The 18,167-nt window shown below is 65.9% G+C and carries 17 protein-coding genes; 11 read left to right on the top strand and 6 right to left on the bottom strand.

Annotation, left to right across the window (positions count from 1 at the left end; all coding sequences use genetic code 11):
* Position 1: 1 nt before the first annotated feature.
* The 6 genes from EXE63_RS24260 to EXE63_RS24235 form a co-directional block, all read right to left on the bottom strand.
* Positions 2 to 1,150, bottom strand: coding sequence for an acyl-CoA dehydrogenase family protein (locus EXE63_RS24260; RefSeq protein ID WP_168144035.1), 1,149 nt, complete (start codon positions 1,148 to 1,150; stop codon positions 2 to 4).
* A gap of 15 nt (positions 1,151 to 1,165) precedes the next feature.
* Positions 1,166 to 2,311 carry a thiolase family protein gene (locus tag EXE63_RS24255; RefSeq protein WP_168144034.1) on the bottom strand — a complete coding sequence of 382 codons (1,146 nt, stop codon included), beginning with the start codon at positions 2,309 to 2,311 and terminating at the stop codon, positions 1,166 to 1,168.
* Positions 2,311 to 3,120: an enoyl-CoA hydratase/isomerase family protein gene (locus EXE63_RS24250; protein WP_168144033.1), complete on the bottom strand. Its 810-nt coding sequence runs from the start codon at positions 3,118 to 3,120 to the stop codon at positions 2,311 to 2,313. The genes EXE63_RS24255 and EXE63_RS24250 overlap by 1 nt, the downstream gene beginning before the upstream one ends.
* Before the next feature lie 31 nt (positions 3,121 to 3,151).
* Positions 3,152 to 4,372, bottom strand: coding sequence for a CaiB/BaiF CoA transferase family protein (locus EXE63_RS24245; protein WP_168144032.1), 1,221 nt, complete (start codon positions 4,370 to 4,372; stop codon positions 3,152 to 3,154).
* 96 nt (positions 4,373 to 4,468) lie between these two features.
* Positions 4,469 to 5,635, bottom strand: a complete 1,167-nt coding sequence (locus EXE63_RS24240) for an acyl-CoA dehydrogenase family protein (protein ID WP_168145747.1) — start codon at positions 5,633 to 5,635, stop codon at positions 4,469 to 4,471.
* An 87-nt stretch (positions 5,636 to 5,722) separates the two neighbouring features.
* The gene (locus EXE63_RS24235) at positions 5,723 to 7,021 is read right to left on the bottom strand and encodes an amidohydrolase family protein (protein WP_168144031.1); all 1,299 of its coding nucleotides are present in this window, start codon (positions 7,019 to 7,021) and stop codon (positions 5,723 to 5,725) included.
* Between the two features lie 312 nt (positions 7,022 to 7,333).
* On the opposite strand from EXE63_RS24235, the gene EXE63_RS24230 reads away from it, so the two are divergent.
* The 11 genes from EXE63_RS24230 to EXE63_RS24180 all read left to right on the top strand — a co-directional run bounded on the left by EXE63_RS24230 (position 7,334) and on the right by EXE63_RS24180 (position 18,039).
* Positions 7,334 to 8,686, top strand: coding sequence for an aromatic ring-hydroxylating oxygenase subunit alpha (locus EXE63_RS24230; protein WP_168144030.1), 1,353 nt, complete (start codon positions 7,334 to 7,336; stop codon positions 8,684 to 8,686).
* Positions 8,679 to 9,008, top strand: a complete 330-nt coding sequence (locus EXE63_RS24225; RefSeq protein WP_105366431.1) for a hypothetical protein — start codon at positions 8,679 to 8,681, stop codon at positions 9,006 to 9,008. Before EXE63_RS24230 ends, EXE63_RS24225 begins: the two co-directional genes overlap by 8 nt.
* Before the next feature lie 2 nt (positions 9,009 to 9,010).
* Positions 9,011 to 10,246 carry a metal-dependent hydrolase family protein gene (locus tag EXE63_RS24220; RefSeq protein WP_168144029.1) on the top strand — a complete coding sequence of 412 codons (1,236 nt, stop codon included), beginning with the start codon at positions 9,011 to 9,013 and terminating at the stop codon, positions 10,244 to 10,246.
* Complete coding sequence (locus EXE63_RS24215) at positions 10,236 to 10,664, top strand: nuclear transport factor 2 family protein (RefSeq protein ID WP_372513228.1); 429 nt, start codon at positions 10,236 to 10,238, stop codon at positions 10,662 to 10,664. Before EXE63_RS24220 ends, EXE63_RS24215 begins: the two co-directional genes overlap by 11 nt.
* A 20-nt stretch (positions 10,665 to 10,684) precedes the next feature.
* Positions 10,685 to 11,842 carry an acyl-CoA dehydrogenase family protein gene (locus EXE63_RS24210; RefSeq protein WP_168144027.1) on the top strand — a complete coding sequence of 386 codons (1,158 nt, stop codon included), beginning with the start codon at positions 10,685 to 10,687 and terminating at the stop codon, positions 11,840 to 11,842.
* 2 nt (positions 11,843 to 11,844) lie between these two features.
* Positions 11,845 to 12,645: an acyl-CoA dehydrogenase family protein gene (locus EXE63_RS24205; RefSeq protein ID WP_209999943.1), complete on the top strand. Its 801-nt coding sequence runs from the start codon at positions 11,845 to 11,847 to the stop codon at positions 12,643 to 12,645.
* A 201-nt stretch (positions 12,646 to 12,846) separates the two neighbouring features.
* Complete coding sequence (locus tag EXE63_RS24200) at positions 12,847 to 13,566, top strand: TetR/AcrR family transcriptional regulator (protein WP_168144025.1); 720 nt, start codon at positions 12,847 to 12,849, stop codon at positions 13,564 to 13,566.
* A 311-nt stretch (positions 13,567 to 13,877) separates the two neighbouring features.
* On the top strand, positions 13,878 to 14,723 hold the full coding sequence (locus EXE63_RS24195; protein WP_057167278.1) for a mycofactocin-coupled SDR family oxidoreductase: 846 nt from the start codon (positions 13,878 to 13,880) through the stop codon (positions 14,721 to 14,723).
* A gap of 3 nt (positions 14,724 to 14,726) precedes the next feature.
* Positions 14,727 to 15,797 (top strand): NAD-dependent epimerase/dehydratase family protein, encoded by a 1,071-nt coding sequence (locus EXE63_RS24190; RefSeq protein ID WP_168144024.1) that lies wholly within the window; start codon positions 14,727 to 14,729, stop codon positions 15,795 to 15,797.
* On the top strand, positions 15,794 to 16,771 hold the full coding sequence (locus EXE63_RS24185) for an NAD-dependent epimerase/dehydratase family protein (protein ID WP_168144023.1): 978 nt from the start codon (positions 15,794 to 15,796) through the stop codon (positions 16,769 to 16,771). The genes EXE63_RS24190 and EXE63_RS24185 overlap by 4 nt, the downstream gene beginning before the upstream one ends.
* The gene (locus EXE63_RS24180) at positions 16,768 to 18,039 is read left to right on the top strand and encodes a hypothetical protein (protein WP_168144022.1); all 1,272 of its coding nucleotides are present in this window, start codon (positions 16,768 to 16,770) and stop codon (positions 18,037 to 18,039) included. The genes EXE63_RS24185 and EXE63_RS24180 overlap by 4 nt, the downstream gene beginning before the upstream one ends.
* The last annotated feature ends 128 nt before the right edge of the window (positions 18,040 to 18,167 follow it).

Genomic DNA, 18,167 nt, shown 5'->3' with positions numbered 1-18,167 from the left:
GTCAGAGGCCGAGGGACTTGGCGATGATCACCTTCATGACTTCGCTGGTGCCGGCGTAGATGCGGGCCACCCGGGCATCGGTGTACAGCCGGGCGATCGGGTATTCCATCATGTAGCCGTAGCCGCCGAAGAGCTGTAGGCAGCGGTCGATCACCCGGGCCTGCATTTCGGTGCAGAACAGTTTCACCCGCGCGGCGTCCGGCGCGGACAACTCCCCGTCGACATGCAGTGCCACGGCCCGGTCCAGCATCGCCTGGGCCGCCTCCACCTCCGTCGAGCAGGCCGCCAGTTCGAACTTGGTGTTCTGGAACGACGCGACCGGCGTACCGAAGGCCTTGCGGTCCTTGGTGTAGTCGATGGCCGCGGCGATCGCCGATCGCGCCTGCGCCACCGAGCCCACCGCGACGGTCAGCCGCTCCTGAGCCAGGTTGTGACCCAGATAGCTGAACGCCTCCCCCACCTCACCGAGCACATTGGCGGCAGGCACCCGCACGTCGACGAACGAGAGCTCCGCGGTGTCCTGCACCTTGCAGCCCATCTTCTCCAGCTCGCGGCCGCGGGTGAACCCGGCCATCCCGTCCTCCACGACGAACAGGGTGAGCCCCTTGCGCCGGTTGTCGGGGTCGGTGGACGTGCGGGCCACCACGACGACGAGGTCGGCCTGCATACCGCCGGTGATGAACGTCTTGGCGCCGTTGACGATCCAGTGGTCACCGTCCTGCACGGCGGTGGTGCGCATGCCGGCCAGATCGGATCCGGTACCGGGTTCGGTCATCGCCACCGCGGTCAGCAGCGTGCCGTCGGCCAGGCCCGGGAACCACCGCTTGCGCTGCTCCTCGTTCGCGTAATGCAGGAAGTACGGCAGGATCACCTCGAGCTGGGTACGCACCGTGGACAGCGTCACCAGGGCTCGGGCCGCCTCCTCCTGGAGCACCACGTTGTAGCGGTAGTCCGGCGTGCCGCCACCGCCGTACTCCTCGGGGATGGCGACGCCGAGCATGCCGAGCTTGCCCATCTTCTCGAACACCGCGCGCGGCATCCGGCCGCCCTTCTCCCAGTCCGGGTAGGCGGGCACCACTTCCTTCTCCACGAAATCGCGTGCGAGTTCCCGGAATGCCTCGTGATCCTCGGTGAACAGATTGCGTTGCACGTGTTGTCCTTTCGACTAGAAGACGTACTCGACCAGCGTGGCGTTGGCGGTCCCGCCGCCCTCGCACATGGTCTGCAGCCCGTAGCGGATGCCGTTGTCGCGCATGTGATGGATCATCCGGGTCATCAGCACCGCGCCGGAGGCGCCGAGTGGATGCCCCAGCGCGATGGCCCCGCCCAGCGGATTGAGTTTCGCCTCGTCGACGCCGGTTTCTGCCAGCCACGCCAACGGCACCGGCGCGAACGCCTCGTTGACCTCGAACACGCCGACATCGTCGATCCCGACGCCGGCCTTGTGCAGCACCTTCTCGGTGGCCGGGATGGGACCGGTCAGCATCAGCACCGGGTCGGCGCCGGTGACCGCCCCCGCGCGGTAGTACACCAGCGGGGTCAGACCCAGGTTGAGCGCCTGATCGGCGGTCATCACCAGCAGTGCGGCCGCACCATCGGAGATCTGCGAGGAGTTGCCCGCGTGGATGACGCCGTCGTCGGTGAAGGCGGGTTTGAGTCCGGCCAACAACGCGGCGGTGGTGCCGCGCCGGATCCCTTCGTCGTCGGTGATGACGTCATCGTCGGTGAAGACGGGCACGATCTGATCGATGAAGGCGCCGGCGTCCTGCGCGGCGGCGGCCCGCTCGTGTGACTGCGCCGAGTACTCGTCGCAGCGGGTGCGCGACAGATCCCACTTCTGGCAGATCATCTCGGCAGAGATGCCCTGGTTGAAGGAGAAATCGTCATACCGGGCAAAGACTTTCGGACCATAGGGCTGACCGGTGGCACGCGCGGCGCCGAGCGGGACCCGGCTCATCACCTCGACACCGCCGGCGACCACGACATCCTGCTGGCCGGACATGACGGCCTGCACCGCGAAGTCCAGCGCCTGCTGACTGGACCCGCAGGCCCGGTTCACCGTGGTGCCCGGGATGCTCTCCGGCCAGCCGGCGGCCAGCACCGCGTACCGTCCGATATTGCTGGACTGATCGCCCACCTGCGACACGCAGCCCCACACCACATCATCGATCAGGCCCGGGTCGACCCCGGTGCGCTCGACGAGTTGCTTGAGTACCACCGCGGACAGGTCGGCGGCGTGCTGCCCGGACAGCCCGCCGTTCCGCTTCCCGACCGGCGTGCGCACGGCTCCGACGATGACGGTCTCACGCATCAGTTCTGCTCCTTCTCGACAACTGCAGAGGAGGGCACCGCCCACTCTCCGGAAAACTTTGGTTCGCGCTTGGCGGCGAACGCCGAGTAGGCCTCCCCCGAATCGGCGGTCGCGAAATTGCCGGGCTGAGCCCGTGCCTCGTTGCCCAGCGCCTGAGCGAAGGTGGCGGTGGCCCCGTCGTTGAGCAGCGCCTTGCTCTGCGCCAGCGCGAACGGTGGCCCATCGGCCAGCCGCCGCGCCACCTCATCGACGAACGCGTCGATCGCGTCGGCGTCGCGCACCCAGGTGACCAGCCCCAGCCGGTGCGCCTCGGCCGCATCGATCATATCGGCCAGCAGCACAAGGCGTTTGGCCTGCTGCAGGCCGACGATTTTGGGTAGCAGCCAGGAGCCGCCGAGATCGACCGACAGCCCGCGTTTGGCGAAGATCTGGCAGAACTTCGATTCGGGGGTCGCCACCACCAGGTCGCAGCCCAGTGCCAGGTTCCAGCCGGCGCCGACCGCGACACCGGTGACCTTGGCGACGCTGGGCACCGTCAGGTTGTGCAGTGCCAGCGCGACATCGGTGAGCCGCTGCAGCTTTCGCCGGGGATGGATCGCCTCGCCGGTGCCGATATCGGCACCCGAGCAGAACGCCCCGCCGGCACCGGTCAGCACCACCGCGCGCACCGAGTCGTCGGTGTCGACCGCGCGCAGGGCCGCGGCCAGCGCGTGCCACAGTTCGACGTCGATGGCGTTCTTGCGGTGCGGCCGGTTCAGGGTGAGCGTGCGCACCCCGCCACGGTCCTCGATCAACAACACATCACTCATGCGCGATCCGCCTTCGGCTCCTCGCTGATGCTCACGAGTACACCGGGCCGATCGCACCGTCGCCGCGCATTGCAGCCAATTCCTCGGCGGTGTAACCGAGTTCGTGCAGTACGTCGTCGGTGTGCTGTCCCAGCCCGGGCACCGCACCCATCCCCAGCTCCAGGCCGCTGATCACCGGCGGCGGCAGCAGCGCGGCGATCTCGCCGTTGGGGGTGTCGACCTGCCGCCAGCGGTCGCGTGCCTTCAGGTGCTCGTGTGCGATGACTTCGCTGGGCTTGTTGTAGCGCGAATTGCCGATCCCGGCGGCGTCGGCGATGCGCTGGATATCGTCGAGATCATGCTGTGCACACCATGATTCGATGGCCGCGTTGAGCTCGTCCCGGTTGGCGCAGCGTTGCGGGTTGGTCGCGAAGCGCGGATCATCGGCCAGATCGGGGCGCTCGATGATTTCCCGGGCCAGCCGCTGCCATTCGCGGTCGTTGGTGGTACCCAGCACCACCGTCTGCCCGTCACGGGTACCGAACGAACCGTAGGGCGCGACCGCGGGCGAGCTCATCCCCAGCGGTTCCTGATCGATCCCGGAGTGCTGGGTGTAGGTCAACTGGTAGCCCATGATGTCGGTCATGGTGTCGAGCAGGCTGACCGCCACGGCCGGGGCGGCTTCGGTGGCGCCGCTGCGTGCCCGGCCCAGCAACAGCGCCATGATCGACAGCGCCGAATACAGGCCGGTGGTGATATCGGCGACCGGCGCTCCGGGTTTGGCCGGCATCCCCGGGTGGCCGGTGGCCGCGCACGATCCCGACTCCGCCTGCACCAAGAGGTCGTAGGCGCGCTTCTCGGACAGCGGGCCGCCCGGGCCGTAACCGTCGATCTCGACCGGGATCACCTGCGGGTGGCGCACGCGCAGGTCCGCCGGGCCCAACCCGAGTCGCGCGGTGGCCCCGGGGGCGAGGTTGGACACGAAGGCGTCGGCTCCGGCGAGCAACCGGTGCAGCACGCCCATACCCGCCGGCGATTTGAGGTTCAGCGTCACCGATTCCTTGCCCCGGTTCGCCCACACGAAATGCGCGGCCAGGCCGTTGACCACATCGTCGTAATCGCGCGCGAAATCCCCGCCCTTGGGATTCTCGATTTTGATCACCCGGGCACCGAAGTCGGCGAGCACCCTGGTGCACATCGGCGCGGACACCGCCTGTTCCATGGCGATGACAGTGATGCCGGCCAGCGGCAATGCCGGCCCGGTGGTGCTCATGACGATGGTCCCCTCTGCCTGAACGCGAGATTGCCGTTATCGCGACAAAGTGCGAGTGGACATGACGATAACCGCAACCTCGCGTGACTCTTCAGGTCAGTAGCTCTTGGGCAGGCCGAGCACATTGGCGGCCAGGAAATTCAGGATCATCTCCTGGCTGACCGGGGCGATCTTCATCAGGCGGGACTCCCGGAAGAACCGGGAAATGTTGTACTCCTCGGAGTAACCCATACCGCCGTGGGTCTGCAGCGCACGGTCCGCGGCGTCGAACCCGGCATCGGCGCACAGGTACTTGGCCATGTTGGCCTCGCGTCCGCACGATTGGCCGTTGTCATATAGCCAGGTGGCCTTACGCAGGATCAGTTCGGCCGCGTCGAGGCGGGCCAGCGAATCGGCGAGCGGGAACGCGATGCCCTGGTTCTTGCCGATCGGACGGTCGAACACCACCCGCTCGTTGGCGTATTTCACCGCGCGGTCCAGCGCGACCCGGCCGATGCCGAGGGCTTCGGCGGCGATCAGCATCCGCTCCGGGTTGAGTCCGTGCAGGATGTAGGAGAACCCCTTGCCTTCCTCGCCGATACGGTCCTCGACAGGAATGCGCAGATCGTCGATGAACACCTCATTGGAGCTGACGGCGTTGCGGCCCATCTTCTTGATCGGCCGGATATCGACGTGGTCGCGGTCGATATCGGTGAGGAATAGGGTGAGACCGTCGGTGGGCTTGGCCGCTTCGTCCCGCGGCGTGGTGCGGGTCAGCAGCAGGATCTTCTCCGATTCCAGCGCCTTCGAGATCCACACCTTACGGCCGTTGACCACATAGTGATCGCCGTCCCGCTTGGCGGAGGTGGTGATCCGCGAAGTATCGAGCCCGGCACCGGGTTCGGTCACGCCGAAGCAGACATGCAGGTCACCGTTGACGATGCGCGGCAGCGTCGCCCTCTTCATCTCCTCGGACCCGAAGACCACCACCGGCTGCATGCCGAAGATCGACATGTGGATGGCGCTGGCGGCGTTCATGGCGCCACCGGAGCGGGCCACCTCCTCGGCGAGGATGGTGGCTTCGGTGATGCCCAGACCGTGCCCGCCGTACTCCTCGGGGATGGTCATGCCCAGCCAACCGCCGGCGGCGATGGCGTCGTAGAACTCGGTCGGGAACTCGTGCGCCTGATCTTTTTCCATCCAGTAGTGATCGTCGAACCTGGCCGCCAGTTCGGCCACCGATTTGCGGATCAGCTGCTGGTCCTCGGTGAGTTCGAAGTTCATACCCTCAGACACAGTTCCTCCTCAGTCCGTGCACGCGACGCCCACGGTGCAGGTCTCCCTGCACCGTCCGCCCAATGCGTTCTCTGGCTAGTCTTTGGCGCCGCTCACCGCGCGGGCGTTGGCGGTGAAGTCGGCGACATCGGCACCCGAGCGCTTGTCGTGCGAGCTCGTCGCCTGGATCGAAATGTCGTGGCCCTCGGCCTGTTTGCGCAGCGCGCCGACGGTGGCCTGCTCGCGCGGGACATGCCTGAACGGCTCGAAGTGGTACAGCCGCATCGCGTTCTCGTGGGTGATCTTGTTGATCTCGTCGTCGGGCACGTCATAGGTGTCGAACACCGCGTGCAGTTCCTCCGGGGCACCCGGCCACATGGAATCGGAGTGCGGGTAGTCCATCTCCCAGCAGATGTTGTCCACCCCGATCATGTGCCGGTTCTTCACCCCGACCGGATCGGAGATGAAGCACGTCATGAAGTGCTCGCGGAACACCTCCGAGGGCAACTTGTCCCCGAAGTCCTGATGCGTCCAGGTCGAATGCATCTCATAGGTGCGGTCGACCCGGTCCAGGAAGTACGGAATCCAGCCGGTGCCACCCTCGCTCAGGGCGATCTTCAACGTCGGATAGGCCTTGATCGGCGCCGACCACAACAGATCGGCGGCCGCCTGCACGATGTTCATCGGCTGCAGGGTGATCATCACGTCCATCGGCGCATCCGGGGCGGTGATCGCCAGCCGGCCCGACGAACCGATGTGCACGTTCATCACCGTCTCGGTGTCCACCAACGCATCCCACATCGGCTTCCAGTACTCCAGGTCGTGAAAGCTCGGGTAGCCCAGCGCAGACGGGTTCTCGGTGAACGTCAGCGAATGCACTCCCTTGTCGGCCACCCGTCGGATCTCCTGCGCGCACAGCGCCGGATCCCAGATCGCCGGGATCGCCATCGGGATGAACCGGCCCGGATGCGACGCGCACCAGTCATCGATGTGCCAGTCGTTGTAGGCCTGCACCAGCGCCATCGAGAACTCGGCGTCCTCGGTGGCGAACAGGCGCGCCGCGAATCCCGGGAACGACGGGAAGTTCATCGTGGCCAGCACACCACCGGCGTTCATGTCCTTGACCCGCTCGGCGGCGTCGTAGCAGCCCTTGCGGATCTCGTCGAGTCCGGTCGGTTCCAGTCCGTATTCCTCTTTCGGCCGGCCGGCCACCGCGTTGAGCGCCACGTTCGGGATCACCGTGTCGCGGAACTGCCAGGTATCGGAACCGTCCGGGTTGTGCACCAACCGCGGCGCCTCGTCGACATACTTCGCCGGCAGGTGGTTCTTGAACATATCCGGCGGCTCGATGATGTGGTCATCGACGCTGATCAGAATCATGTCGTCCTGGTGCATGGGCCGTCCCTTCGGGGTTCCATCGTTCAACGCTGGAGATTCTCGATACATGCAAACTAACTTCTCACAGTACGAGAATCAACGTCCGGCGGTGTTCTCGGTGCCCCTGACCGCGCATTTCGGCGCGCGACGCGGCCACGAGCACGCTGATTCACGGGCATCTTCGAAGACCCTACGGCCAAAGACTGGAAATCTGTTAGTCAGTTATGAGAATATGATTCTCGTACCGGAGAAGCCGCCGATGTCCGCTGGTAGTCCAGCACCCGGCAGCGAGCGACGGACCCGAAACGAACACACCAGAGAGGTTGCACCGTGGCGTTTTTCCCCAAACCAGCAGCGGGAAGCTGGACCGAGAACTGGCCGGAACTCGGCACGGCACCGGTCGACTACACCGATTCCATCGATCCCGAGCACTGGAAGCTGGAACAGCAAGCCATCTTCCGCAAGACCTGGCTGCACATGGGCCGAGTGGAACTCGTCCCCAAGAAGGGCCGCTACGTCACCCGTGAACTTCCGTCGGTCGGCCCCGGCGTGTCGATCATCATCGTCAACGACGGCGACGAGATCCGCGCCTTCTACAACTTGTGCCGGCACCGCGGCAACAAGCTGGTGTGGAACGACTACCCGAACGAGGAGGTCTCCGGGAGCTGCCGGCAGTTCGTCTGCAAGTACCACGCGTGGCGCTACGACCTCAAGGGCGATCTGACCTTCGTCCAGCAGGAGAGCGAGTTCTTCGATCTGGACAAGGCCGATTACCCGCTCAAGTCCGTGCGGTGCGAGGTGTGGGAAGGCTTCATCTTCGTCAACTTCGACGATGACGCGGTGTCGCTGCAGGAATACCTCGGCGAGTTCGGCGAGGGCCTGAAGGGCTACCCGTTCCACGAGATGACCGAGCACTACAGCTATCGCTCGGAGATCAAGGCGAACTGGAAGCTCTTCATCGACGCGTTCACCGAGTTCTACCACGCACCGATCCTGCACATGAAGCAGGCCGAGAAGGAGGAGGCCGAGAAGCTGGCCAAGTTCGGCTTCGAGGCGCTGGCCTACGACATCAAGGGCGACCACTCGATGGTGTCGTCGTGGGGCGGTATGTCACCGCCGAAGGACATCAACATGGTCAAGCCCATCGAGCAGATCCTGCACAGCGGGCTGTTCGGACCGTGGGACCGGCCCGACATCGACGGCATCCTGCCCGACGAGTTGCCGCCGGCCATCAACCCGGGCCGCCATGCGACTTGGGGCACCGACTCTTTCGAGTTCTTCCCGAACTGGACGCTGCTGTTCTGGGCGCCGGGCTGGTACCTCACCTACAACTACTGGCCCACCGGTGTGGACAGCCATATCTTCGAGGCCGACCTGTACTTCGTGCCGCCGAAGAACCTGCGCGAACGCCTGTCGCAGGAACTGGCAGCGGTCACCTTCAAGGAGTACGCATTCCAGGACGCCAACACCCTGGAAGCCACCCAGTCCCAGATCGGCACCCGCGCCGTCACCGAGTTCCCGCTGTGCGATCAGGAGATCCTGCTTCGCCACCTGCACATGACGGCGCACCAGTACGTTGACAGGTACAAGGCCAGCCTCGAAGAAAAGACGGCCGACGGATCAGCGAACGGCGCCGCAACCACGGGCGCGAAGGCGCCGGAAAAGGATCAGGTAAATGTCTAAGCTGCCCGAGGAATTCGCCGATTTGGAGCGATTCTCCGACTGGTGCCTTCCCACCGAGGAAGAGCGGTACCAAAAGCGCCTCAACTCGACGATGGCCGAGATGCAGGAACTCTACGACGCCGGCATGAAACGGCTCGAAGACATCATGGTCTATGTCGACGCCCGCTTCCCACTGGCTTCGATGCCCGAGGACGCCAAGGCGTTGGTGCACCTGGGCCAGTCCATCGTCATGGTGAGCTTCCCGATCGAGGTGTGGAAGCAACCGCGCGTGCTCGACAGTGGCGCGGCCTATATCAACCTGATCAAGGAGCCGGTGGTTTAGGCGTGTCGAACGTACTGACCCTCAAAGCCGCGGGTCTGGTCGACGTCGATGCCGGGGCGATCATCCGCCCCGGCATCGTTCGTGTCTCCGGAGACCGCATCATCGGCATCGGTGGCGAGCCCGAAGGCGAGATCATCGATCTGGGCGACGCTTATCTGCTACCCGGCCTGATGGACATGGAAGTCAACCTGCTGATGGGCGGACGCGGCGAGAATCCCGGCCTGTCCCAGGTGCAGGACGATCCGCCGACCCGCGTGCTGCGTGCGGTGGGCAATGCCCGGCGCACCCTGCGCGCCGGGTTCACCACCGTGCGCAACCTCGGTCTGTTCGTCAAGACCGGCGGCTATCTGCTGGACGTGGCGCTGGGCAAGGCCATCGACGCCGGCTGGGTGGACGGCCCACGCATCGTGCCGGCCGGGCACGCCATCACCCCCACCGGCGGGCACCTGGACCCCACCATGTTCGCCGCGTTCATGCCTGGCGCGCTGGAGCTCACCGTCGAGGAGGGCATCGCCAACGGGGTCGACGAGGTCCGCAGGGCCGTGCGGTATCAGATCAAGCACGGCGCTCAGTTGATCAAGGTCTGCGTCTCCGGTGGCGTCATGTCGCTGACCGGTGAGGCAGGCGCGCAGCATTATTCAGACGACGAACTGCGCGCGATCGTCGACGAGGCGCATCGCCGCGGTATGCGGGTGGCAGCGCACACCCACGGCGCCGAGGCCGTCAAGCACGCCGTGGCGTGCGGTATCGATTGCATCGAGCATGGCTTCCTGATGGACGACGAGGCGATCCAGGCACTGGTCGACAACGACCGCTTCCTGGTGACCACCCGGCGGCTGGCGCAGGCAATGGACGTATCCAAGGCGCCGAAAGCCTTGCAGGACAAGGCTGCCATCATGTTCCCCAAAGCGGAGACATCGATCAAGGCGGCCTATGAGGCCGGGGTCAAGATCGCGGTGGGCACCGACGCGCCGGCGATTCCGCATGGCAAGAATGCCGACGAACTCGTCACCCTGGTCGAATGGGGCATGCCGCCGGCCGCGGTGCTGCGCTCGGCAACCACCATCGCCGCCGATCTGATCAACGTCACGGACCGGGGTCGGCTAGCCGAGGGGTTGCTGGCCGACATCATCGCCGTCCCCGGCAACCCCCTGGAAGACATCACCGTTACACGGGATGTCACATTTGTAATGAAGGGCGGTAAGGTCTACAAGAATGAGTACGCCGATGGCTCCTAGCCGAACTGACGACCTGGTGGAAATCCAGCAGCTGCTGGCCAAATACGCGGTCACCATCACCCAGGGTGATATCGAGGGTCTGGTCAGCGTCTTCACCCCGGACGGCACCTACAGCGCCTTCGGTGAAACCTATGCGCTGGAACGTTTTCCGGTGCTGGTCGATGCCGCCCCCAAGGGGCTGTTCATGACAGGCACCGCTCTCGTGGATCTCGTCGAGGGCGCCGACAACGCCACCGGCACCCAGCCCCTGTGCTTCATCGAACATTCGGCGCATGACATGCGGATCGGGTATTACCGCGACACCTACGTGCGCACCGAAGGCGGGTGGCGGCTGCGGACCAGGGCCATGACCTTCATCCGGCGCAATGGCGATCATGACCACGGCAAGCCGCATGCCATCGGACGGCCGTCGGCATGAGCGAGCCCAGCAAGCCAATCATGGATCCGAGTGATCTCTACGATCCCGCGGCCTTCCGCACGGCGCTGCGGGAGTGGCTCGCCGAGAATGACCTCACCCCGCCCGAGGATCACTCCCTGGAAGGGCATATGCGCCAGTTCGCCCGGGTGCAGAAGGCGCTGTACGACGGCGGCTGGAGCCGGTACGGCTGGCCCGAGCACGCCGGCGGTCTCGGCGGTCCGGTGATTCTGCGGGCGATCGTCGGCGAGGAGATCGTGGGCCGCAGGCTTGCCGAGCCCGGGCCCTATTCGATGCTCGAGGTGCTGGCCCCCACGATGATCGACTACGCCACAACCGAACTCGCCGCCGAGATGGTGCCCAAACTGCTGTCCGGTGAAGAGCAGTGGTGCCAGGGATTCTCCGAACCGGGGTCCGGTAGCGACCTGGCGTCGCTGACCACCAAGGCCACGCAGAAGGGTGACCAGTGGGTCATCAACGGCCAAAAAGTGTGGACGAGCTTCGCGCAGTTCTCGCACCGCTGCATCCTGCTCACCCGCACCGGAGAGGGCTCGCCCGACTCCCCGTCGCTTCGCTCGCCCCACGCGGGCATCACCGCGTTCTTCATCGACATGGATACGCCGGGCATCAGCGTGCGCCCATTGCGCACCATGCACGGTGTCGACGAGTTCTGCGAGGTGTACTTCGACGATGTGGTCGTGGACGCGAGCCGCATGCTGGGAAAGCCCGGTGACGGCTGGCAACTCGCCATGGATCTGCTGCCCTACGAGCGATCGACCTGCTTCTGGCAGCGGATCGCGTACCTGTACTCACGTTTCGACGCGCTGATCAATGACCTCAAGGAGGTCGGGCAGTCCAGCCCGAAGGACATCGACGCCGACATGGGCGAGGCATATCTGGCCCTGCACACCCTGCGGTGCCGGTCCCGTGCCACCCAGCACCGGCTGGCCGACGGCCAGAAGCTCGGTCCGGACACCTCCATCGACAAGGTGCTGCTGGCGACCGCCGAACAGCGTCTCTACGACACCGTGCACGACCTGCTGCCCGGTGCCATCGAACTCGACGACACCGACTGGCGCACCGAGTACCTGTACTCACGGTCGGCCACCATCTACGGCGGCACCGCAGAAGTGCAACGCAACATCATCGCCCGCCGCCTGCTCGATCTCGGGAAGGAGTGAACATGGATCGCGAGTCACTCGAGATGCTTGAGGCATCCCTGCGCAAGACCATGCTGTCGGCGTCGGGGCCGGAGCTGGACGCGGCGCTGACCGAACTCGGCTGGGCCGAAATGCTCTCCGATGCGCCGGATCTGGCGATCCCGCTGGTGTTCCGGTTGCTGGGCGAAACGGGGTCACACGCCTCGGTTCTCGTCGATGTCGTCCTACATGCAACGGGCAACACCATCGGCGACACCGTGGAACTGCCTATTCCCTACACCGGCAACGGCTGGGTGGTGTGGGACCGCATCAGTGCGGTCAGCGCCGAGCCGACGATGGGCGGGCTACCGCTGCGCCGGGAGGACGACGGCTATCCGATCCGGGTGACCGAGGCCCGACGGGCAGTCAGCTGGTGGCTGATCGGTTCCGCCAGGGCGATGCTCGCGCTGGCCCGCCAACACGCACTGGATCGCGTTCAGTTCGGCAAGCCGATCGCCTCCTTTCAGGCCGTGCGGCATCGGTTGGCCGAGACGCTGGTGGCCATCGAAGGCGCCGAAGCGACCTTGACCCTGCCGAGCGCGGACAACCCCGACCTGCTCGCACTGCTGGCCAAGGCCGCCGCGGGCAGGGCGGCGCTGACCGCGGCCAAGAACTGCCAGCAGGTGCTCGGTGGCATCGGCTTCACCGAGGAACACGAGCTGCATCGCCATGTGAAGCGGGCCCTGGTGCTCGACGGGCTGCTGGGCAGCTCGCGCGAACTCACCAAGAAAGCCGGTGCGGGACTGCGGGCACGCGGCTCCGCACCACGGCTCGCTCAGCTGTAGAGCGATTCTCACCGCCGAAACTACGGTCATTGCTGGTCGGAGGCCATTTCCGCCCACCAACCGTAGTTTCGGCGCGCCTTCCGTTCAGGGAAAGCCGGTTTTCCGGTAGACCTTCTGAAACTGCGAAAATGAGAATAGTATTCTCGCCATGAGGAAGCTAGAGTCTCCGACACGTACGTCGCGAGGGGGTGGAGCACGGCGATGCCCAAGCATTCTCCGGTACAGTCCATTCATGTCTTTCCCACTCGGCACGCAGCTGAGGCGCCGGTGACCAGCGCAAGCGAAGAACCCGCCTGGAAGCAGCGCGCGGTCGAACGCTCGATCAAGACCGCCAAATTGCGCGCGGCTCAGCGCGTCCAGCGGTTCCTTGACGCGGCTCAGTCGATCATCATCGAGAAGGGCAGCACGGACTTCACCGTGCAAGAGGTCGTCGACCGCTCCCGCCAGTCACTGCGCAGCTTCTACCTGCAGTTCGACGGCAAACACGAGCTGCTGCTCGCACTCTTCGAGGACGCCCTCAGCCGATCCGCGGACCAGATCCGGGCGGCCGTCGCCGGTCATACCGATCCGATCGAGCGACTCAAGGTGGCCATCGAGCTGCTCTTCGAATCCTCTCGGCCCGACCCGACCGCGAAGCGTCCACTGTTCACCGACTTCGCCCCGCGCCTGCTGGTATCACATCCGTCCGAGGTCAAGGTGGCCCATGCACCGCTGGTGGTGCTGCTCACCGAGCTGATGGAGGAAGCCGCCGCGGCCGGCAAGTTGCGGCCCACCGTCAGCCCCCGCCGGATGGCGGCGATGACGATGCAGACCGTGATGTTCGTCGCACAGTCCAGCGGCAGCGAGGATGTCGCCGTCACACCGATCTCGGCGCAGGAAGTGTGGGATTTCGTCGCCCACGGCTTCGCCACCGACGACTGAGAATCCCGTTCTCGCGGGTGCAGCACCCGCCCCGCGAAGACACGCAGCGTCGCTCGCAGCTCGCATGGCGCGCCCCCACCGACCGCATCGCACATCGGTGGCGCCACGCCCCTGGGCACAGCTGCGCGGCGAGGCCCCTCCGAGGCCGAGCCCTCCTCCCCGCACCTCGATGAGAACCTGATTCTTCTAAGCGAAGAGTACAAATATCCCGATTTGAGTCTGTCATTGACACGAGTCTCTGCCGGTGAAAGAGTGCTGAGCAAGTGCACAAAAGGTACTGATGCAGGAATGACCGAGGAATCGAGGACCACATGGCAGGGCGGGTAGAAGGCAAGGTCGCATTCGTCACCGGTGCGGCACGCGGGCAGGGCCGCAGCCACGCCGTTCGGCTGGCCGAAGAGGGCGCCGACATCATCGCAATCGATATCGCCGGACCGATCCGGCCCGGCGTCGAGACCGCCATTCCCGCCTCCACCCCCGACGATCTCGCCGAGACCGCCAACCTGGTGAAGGGCCTCAATCGCCGCATCGTCACCGCCGAGGTCGATGTCCGTGACGCCGCTGCACTCAAGGCGGCCGTCGACAGCGGTGTGGAGCAGCTCGGACGGCTGGACATCGTGGTGGCCAATGCCGGTATCGGCAACGGTGGCGACCCCCTGCACGAGACCAGTGAACTCGACTGGGACGAGATGATCGACATCAACCTGTCCGGTGTGTGGAAGTCGGTGAAAGCCGCTGTGCCGCATATCATCAACGGCGGACGTGGCGGCTCCATCATCCTGACCAGCTCGGTCGGCGGCCTGAAGGCCTACCCGCACTGCGGCAACTACGTGTCGGCCAAGCACGGTGTCGTGGGCCTGATGCGCGGCTTCGCCGTCGAACTCGGCCATCACAACATCCGCGCCAACACCGTGCATCCCACCCACGTCAACACCGACATGCTGCACAACGAAGGCACCTTCAAGATGTTCCGGCCGGACCTGGAGAACCCGGGCCCCGACGACATGGCGCCGATCTGCCAGATGTTCCATACGCTGCCGATCCCGTGGGTCAACGCCGTGGACATCAGCAATGCGGTGCTGTTTCTGGCCTCCGACGAGGCGCGTTACATCACCGGTGTCACGCTGCCGGTCGACGCCGGTAGCTGCCTGAAGTAACCGATGACCGACACCGTCCTGGTCACCGGGGCGTTCGGTCTCGTCGGGTCGGCGACAGTGCGTGCGCTGGCCGCCGCCGGCCACCGGGTGGTGGCCACCGACCTGGCAAACGATGCGAATCGGGTCAAGGCTCAAGCGCTTCCGAGCGGTGTGGAATCGCGCTGGGCCGACCTGACCTCGACACCGGACGTACAGAGCCTGATCGCCGACGTCGCGCCGGATGCCATCGTGCACCTGGCCGCCGTCATTCCCCCGCCGATCTACCGCAACCCCGGTCTGGCCCGCAAGGTCAACGTGGACGCGACGAAGACACTCGTCGACACCGCGGCGGCCGCACCGAAGCCACCGCGATTCGTCCAGGCGTCCAGCAATGCCGTCTACGGATCCCGGAATCCGCACCGCAACCCGGACCCCGTCACCGCCGAGACACCCCCTCGGCCCACCGAGTTGTACGGCGGACACAAACTGGAATCCGAAACCTACGTGCGGGCATCCAGCCTGGAATGGGTGGTGCTGCGACTCGGCGGGGTGATGAGCACCGATTTGAGTGCCCTGCCGTTCACCCTCGATGCGCTGTACTTCGAGAGCGCACTGCCGGTCGACAACCGGATCCACATGGTGGATGTCCGCGATGTGGCAAGCGCTTTCGCCGCGGCCACCACCGCCGATGTCGCCGGAGAGATCCTGCTCATCGCCGGCGACGCGTCACACCGCATGCTTCAGGGTGATGTCGGCCCGTCCCTGGCCGCCGCACGTGGGCTGCCCGGAGTGATCCCGCCCGGACGGCCCGGCGACCCCGACAGTGACGACGACTGGTTCATCACCGACTGGATGGACACCACCCGCGCCCAGCAGGCGCTGCAGTTCCAGCACCACACCTGGCCCGACATGCTCGCCGAGATCAGCGCCCAAACCGGCTGGAAGCGCCACCCGTCCCGGCTGATCGCCCCTCTGGCCCGCGCCTTCGTGAAAAGACAAGGCGCATACCGCACATCACCGGGCATCTACGCCGATCCGTGGCGGGTGCTCAGCGCACGGCTCGGTGACACCGGGCTGGACGCCGCACGGGCATGACGGCGCTGGTGATGGGGGCCAGTGGCTTCCTCGGGTCGCACGTGACCCGCCAGCTCGTGCAGCGTGGTGACGACGTCCGGGTGCTGCTGCGCACGACCAGCGATACCCGCGGCATCGATGATCTCGAGGTGGACCGCCGCTACGGCGGTCTGTTCGACGACGAGGCCCTGCGCGAGGCGATGACGGGCTGCGATGCCGTCTACTACTGCGTCGTCGATGCCAGGATGTGGCTGCGCGATCCGGCCGCCCTGTTTTCCACCAATGTCGACGGGCTGCGCCACGTCCTGGACGCCGCATTGGCGGTCGGCATCGGCAAGTTCGTCTTCACCAGCACTGTCGGCACGCTGGCCGCGGCCGGCGAGCGGCCGGTCACCGAGAAGGATGTGGCCGATTGGGACGGCGGCGGGCCCTATATCGAATCGCGCAGGGCCGCTGAAGCTCTGGTGCTGAGCTACGCACGCGACCGTGGCCTGCCCGCCGTCGCGCTGTGCGTGTCCACCACCTACGGCCCGGGTGACTGGCAACCGACGCCGCACGGCGAGGCACTGGCCATGGTCGGTGCCGGCCGCCTGCCGGTCTACTTCGGCTACTCCCTCGAGGTGGTGGGGATCGAGGACGCTGCCCGCGCCATGCTGCTGGCCGCCGAGCGCGGCCGCCCCGGCGAGCGCTACATCATCTCCGATCGCTTCATGAGCTCCCAGGACGTCCACCGGATCGCAGCCGAGGCCGCCGGGGTACGCGTCCCGAAAATCGGCATACCGCTGCCGGTGCTGTACGCCGGGGCCCGCCTCAACGATCTGGCGGCGGGCCTGCTGCGCCGGGACCTCAAGTTCGCCACCGTCGGTATGCGGATCGTCGAGAACATGGGCCGCCTCGATCATTCCAAGGCGGTGCGCGAACTGGGTTGGCAGCCCGAGCCGGTAGAGGACTCGATCTGCCGCGCCGTCCGGTTCTTCGCTGTCCACCGAACGTGACCCGTTGGGCCCGAACCGATCACGGTCTGCTGTTCCCCGCCGAACCGGACGCCCTGCGGGTCGCCGGTGTGGAGTTCCTCACCACCGCACTGCATGGTTTCGGGACGTTGGACGCCGACAATCGGGTCACCGCGGTGACCCGATTCGAGGAATGTGGTGGCGGCAGCACCGGCCGCAAGGCGCTGATCGACGTCGAATACCTGCGGCCCGGGCTGCCAACCGAGCTGTTCGTGAAGTTCTCCCGCGACTTCGACAACCCCCGCCGCGACCGGGGCAAGTCCCAGATGGATCTCGAGGTCCGGTTCGCCGCGCTGTCGACGACGACAGCGCTGCCCGTCGCTGTGCCGGTCTGCGTGTTCGGCGCCTACCAGGCCGAAGACTGTAGCGGCATTCTGATCACCGAACGGATCGGCTACGAATCCGCAGGTATCGAAAGGCATTACGACAAATGTCTGGACTACTCGATGCCCGATCAGCTGGGCCATTACACCGCGCTGTTGAGCGGCGTGGCCCGGCTCGCCGGCGCGCACCGGGCGGGCCAACTGCCGCCGTCGGTCGACGACGAGTTCCGATTCGATCCCGAGCGGGTGACCGTCGGGCAGCGGGTCCGGCACGGCGATGCCGAGCTCGCCTACCGCATCCGTCGGCTCGCCGAGTTCGCCGCCGAACATCCGGGTCTGCTGCCCGAGGTGGCGAACAGCGCGGGGTTCGTCGACCGCATGCTCGCCGACGTCGGCCGCATTGCCGCGGCCGAGGACACTGTGATGTCCTGGCTGCACGACACCGGTGCGCACTCGGCACTGTGCCATTGGAATGCCAACGTGGACAACGCCTGGTTCTGGCGCGAGCACGACGGCGCCCTGCGATGCGGGTTGATGGACTGGGGCTGTGTCAGTGTCATGAATGTCGCAATGGCGCTATGGGGTGCGCTGTGCAGCGCCGAGACCGACCTGTGGCGAAACCATCTCGACGAGCTGCTCGAACACTTCGCCACCGAATACGCCGCCGCCGGCGGGCCGGCGCTGGATCTTTCGCTGCTGCGGACCCAGCTGATGCTGTACGTCGCGGTGATGGGCGTGGCGTGGCTGCTGGAGGTGCCCGACATCGTGCGCACCGCGGTGCCGGACCTGGCCGATGTGGCCGATCGTCGCGATCCACGGATCGCCGGCACGGAAGCAGTGCGAGCCCCGCTGTTGATGCTGTCGAATGCGCTGTACCTCTGGGACACCGAGGACTTCGGCGCGTTGTTGGACCGGATGCCGACGTAGGGGCTGCGGCCCGTCCGTCAGTGCCGACCACCAAAGTGTCACCGATGTCTTGATACATCAACGTAGCCAATGCGACGAGAAATAGCCGTTGTGCGCCTTTGCCTTTGGGCGTATTTCGGCTCGGATCA

The organism is Mycolicibacterium frederiksbergense (genome assembly GCF_012223425.1).
Classification (GTDB): domain Bacteria; phylum Actinomycetota; class Actinomycetes; order Mycobacteriales; family Mycobacteriaceae; genus Mycobacterium; species Mycobacterium frederiksbergense.
This window is presented reverse-complemented; position numbering and strand designations above follow the sequence as displayed.

Bases quoted from the DNA above. Each gene is read 5' to 3' on its own strand.
- EXE63_RS24255 (WP_168144034.1), bottom strand. From the start codon at position 2,311: ATGCGTGAGACCGTCATCGTCGGAGCCGTGCGCACGCCGGTCGGGAAG.
- EXE63_RS24250 (WP_168144033.1), bottom strand. From the start codon at position 3,120: ATGAGTGATGTGTTGTTGATCGAGGACCGTGGCGGGGTGCGCACGCTC.
- EXE63_RS24245 (WP_168144032.1), bottom strand. From the start codon at position 4,372: ATGAGCACCACCGGGCCGGCATTGCCGCTGGCCGGCATCACTGTCATC.
- EXE63_RS24240 (WP_168145747.1), bottom strand. From the start codon at position 5,635: ATGAACTTCGAACTCACCGAGGACCAGCAGCTGATCCGCAAATCGGTG.
- EXE63_RS24235 (WP_168144031.1), bottom strand. From the start codon at position 7,021: ATGCACCAGGACGACATGATTCTGATCAGCGTCGATGACCACATCATC.
- EXE63_RS24225 (WP_105366431.1), top strand. From the start codon at position 8,679: ATGTCTAAGCTGCCCGAGGAATTCGCCGATTTGGAGCGATTCTCCGAC.
- EXE63_RS24215 (WP_372513228.1), top strand. From the start codon at position 10,236: ATGGCTCCTAGCCGAACTGACGACCTGGTGGAAATCCAGCAGCTGCTG.
- EXE63_RS24210 (WP_168144027.1), top strand. From the start codon at position 10,685: ATGGATCCGAGTGATCTCTACGATCCCGCGGCCTTCCGCACGGCGCTG.
- EXE63_RS24205 (WP_209999943.1), top strand. From the start codon at position 11,845: ATGGATCGCGAGTCACTCGAGATGCTTGAGGCATCCCTGCGCAAGACC.
- EXE63_RS24200 (WP_168144025.1), top strand. From the start codon at position 12,847: ATGCCCAAGCATTCTCCGGTACAGTCCATTCATGTCTTTCCCACTCGG.
- EXE63_RS24195 (WP_057167278.1), top strand. From the start codon at position 13,878: ATGGCAGGGCGGGTAGAAGGCAAGGTCGCATTCGTCACCGGTGCGGCA.
- EXE63_RS24190 (WP_168144024.1), top strand. From the start codon at position 14,727: ATGACCGACACCGTCCTGGTCACCGGGGCGTTCGGTCTCGTCGGGTCG.
- EXE63_RS24185 (WP_168144023.1), top strand. From the start codon at position 15,794: ATGACGGCGCTGGTGATGGGGGCCAGTGGCTTCCTCGGGTCGCACGTG.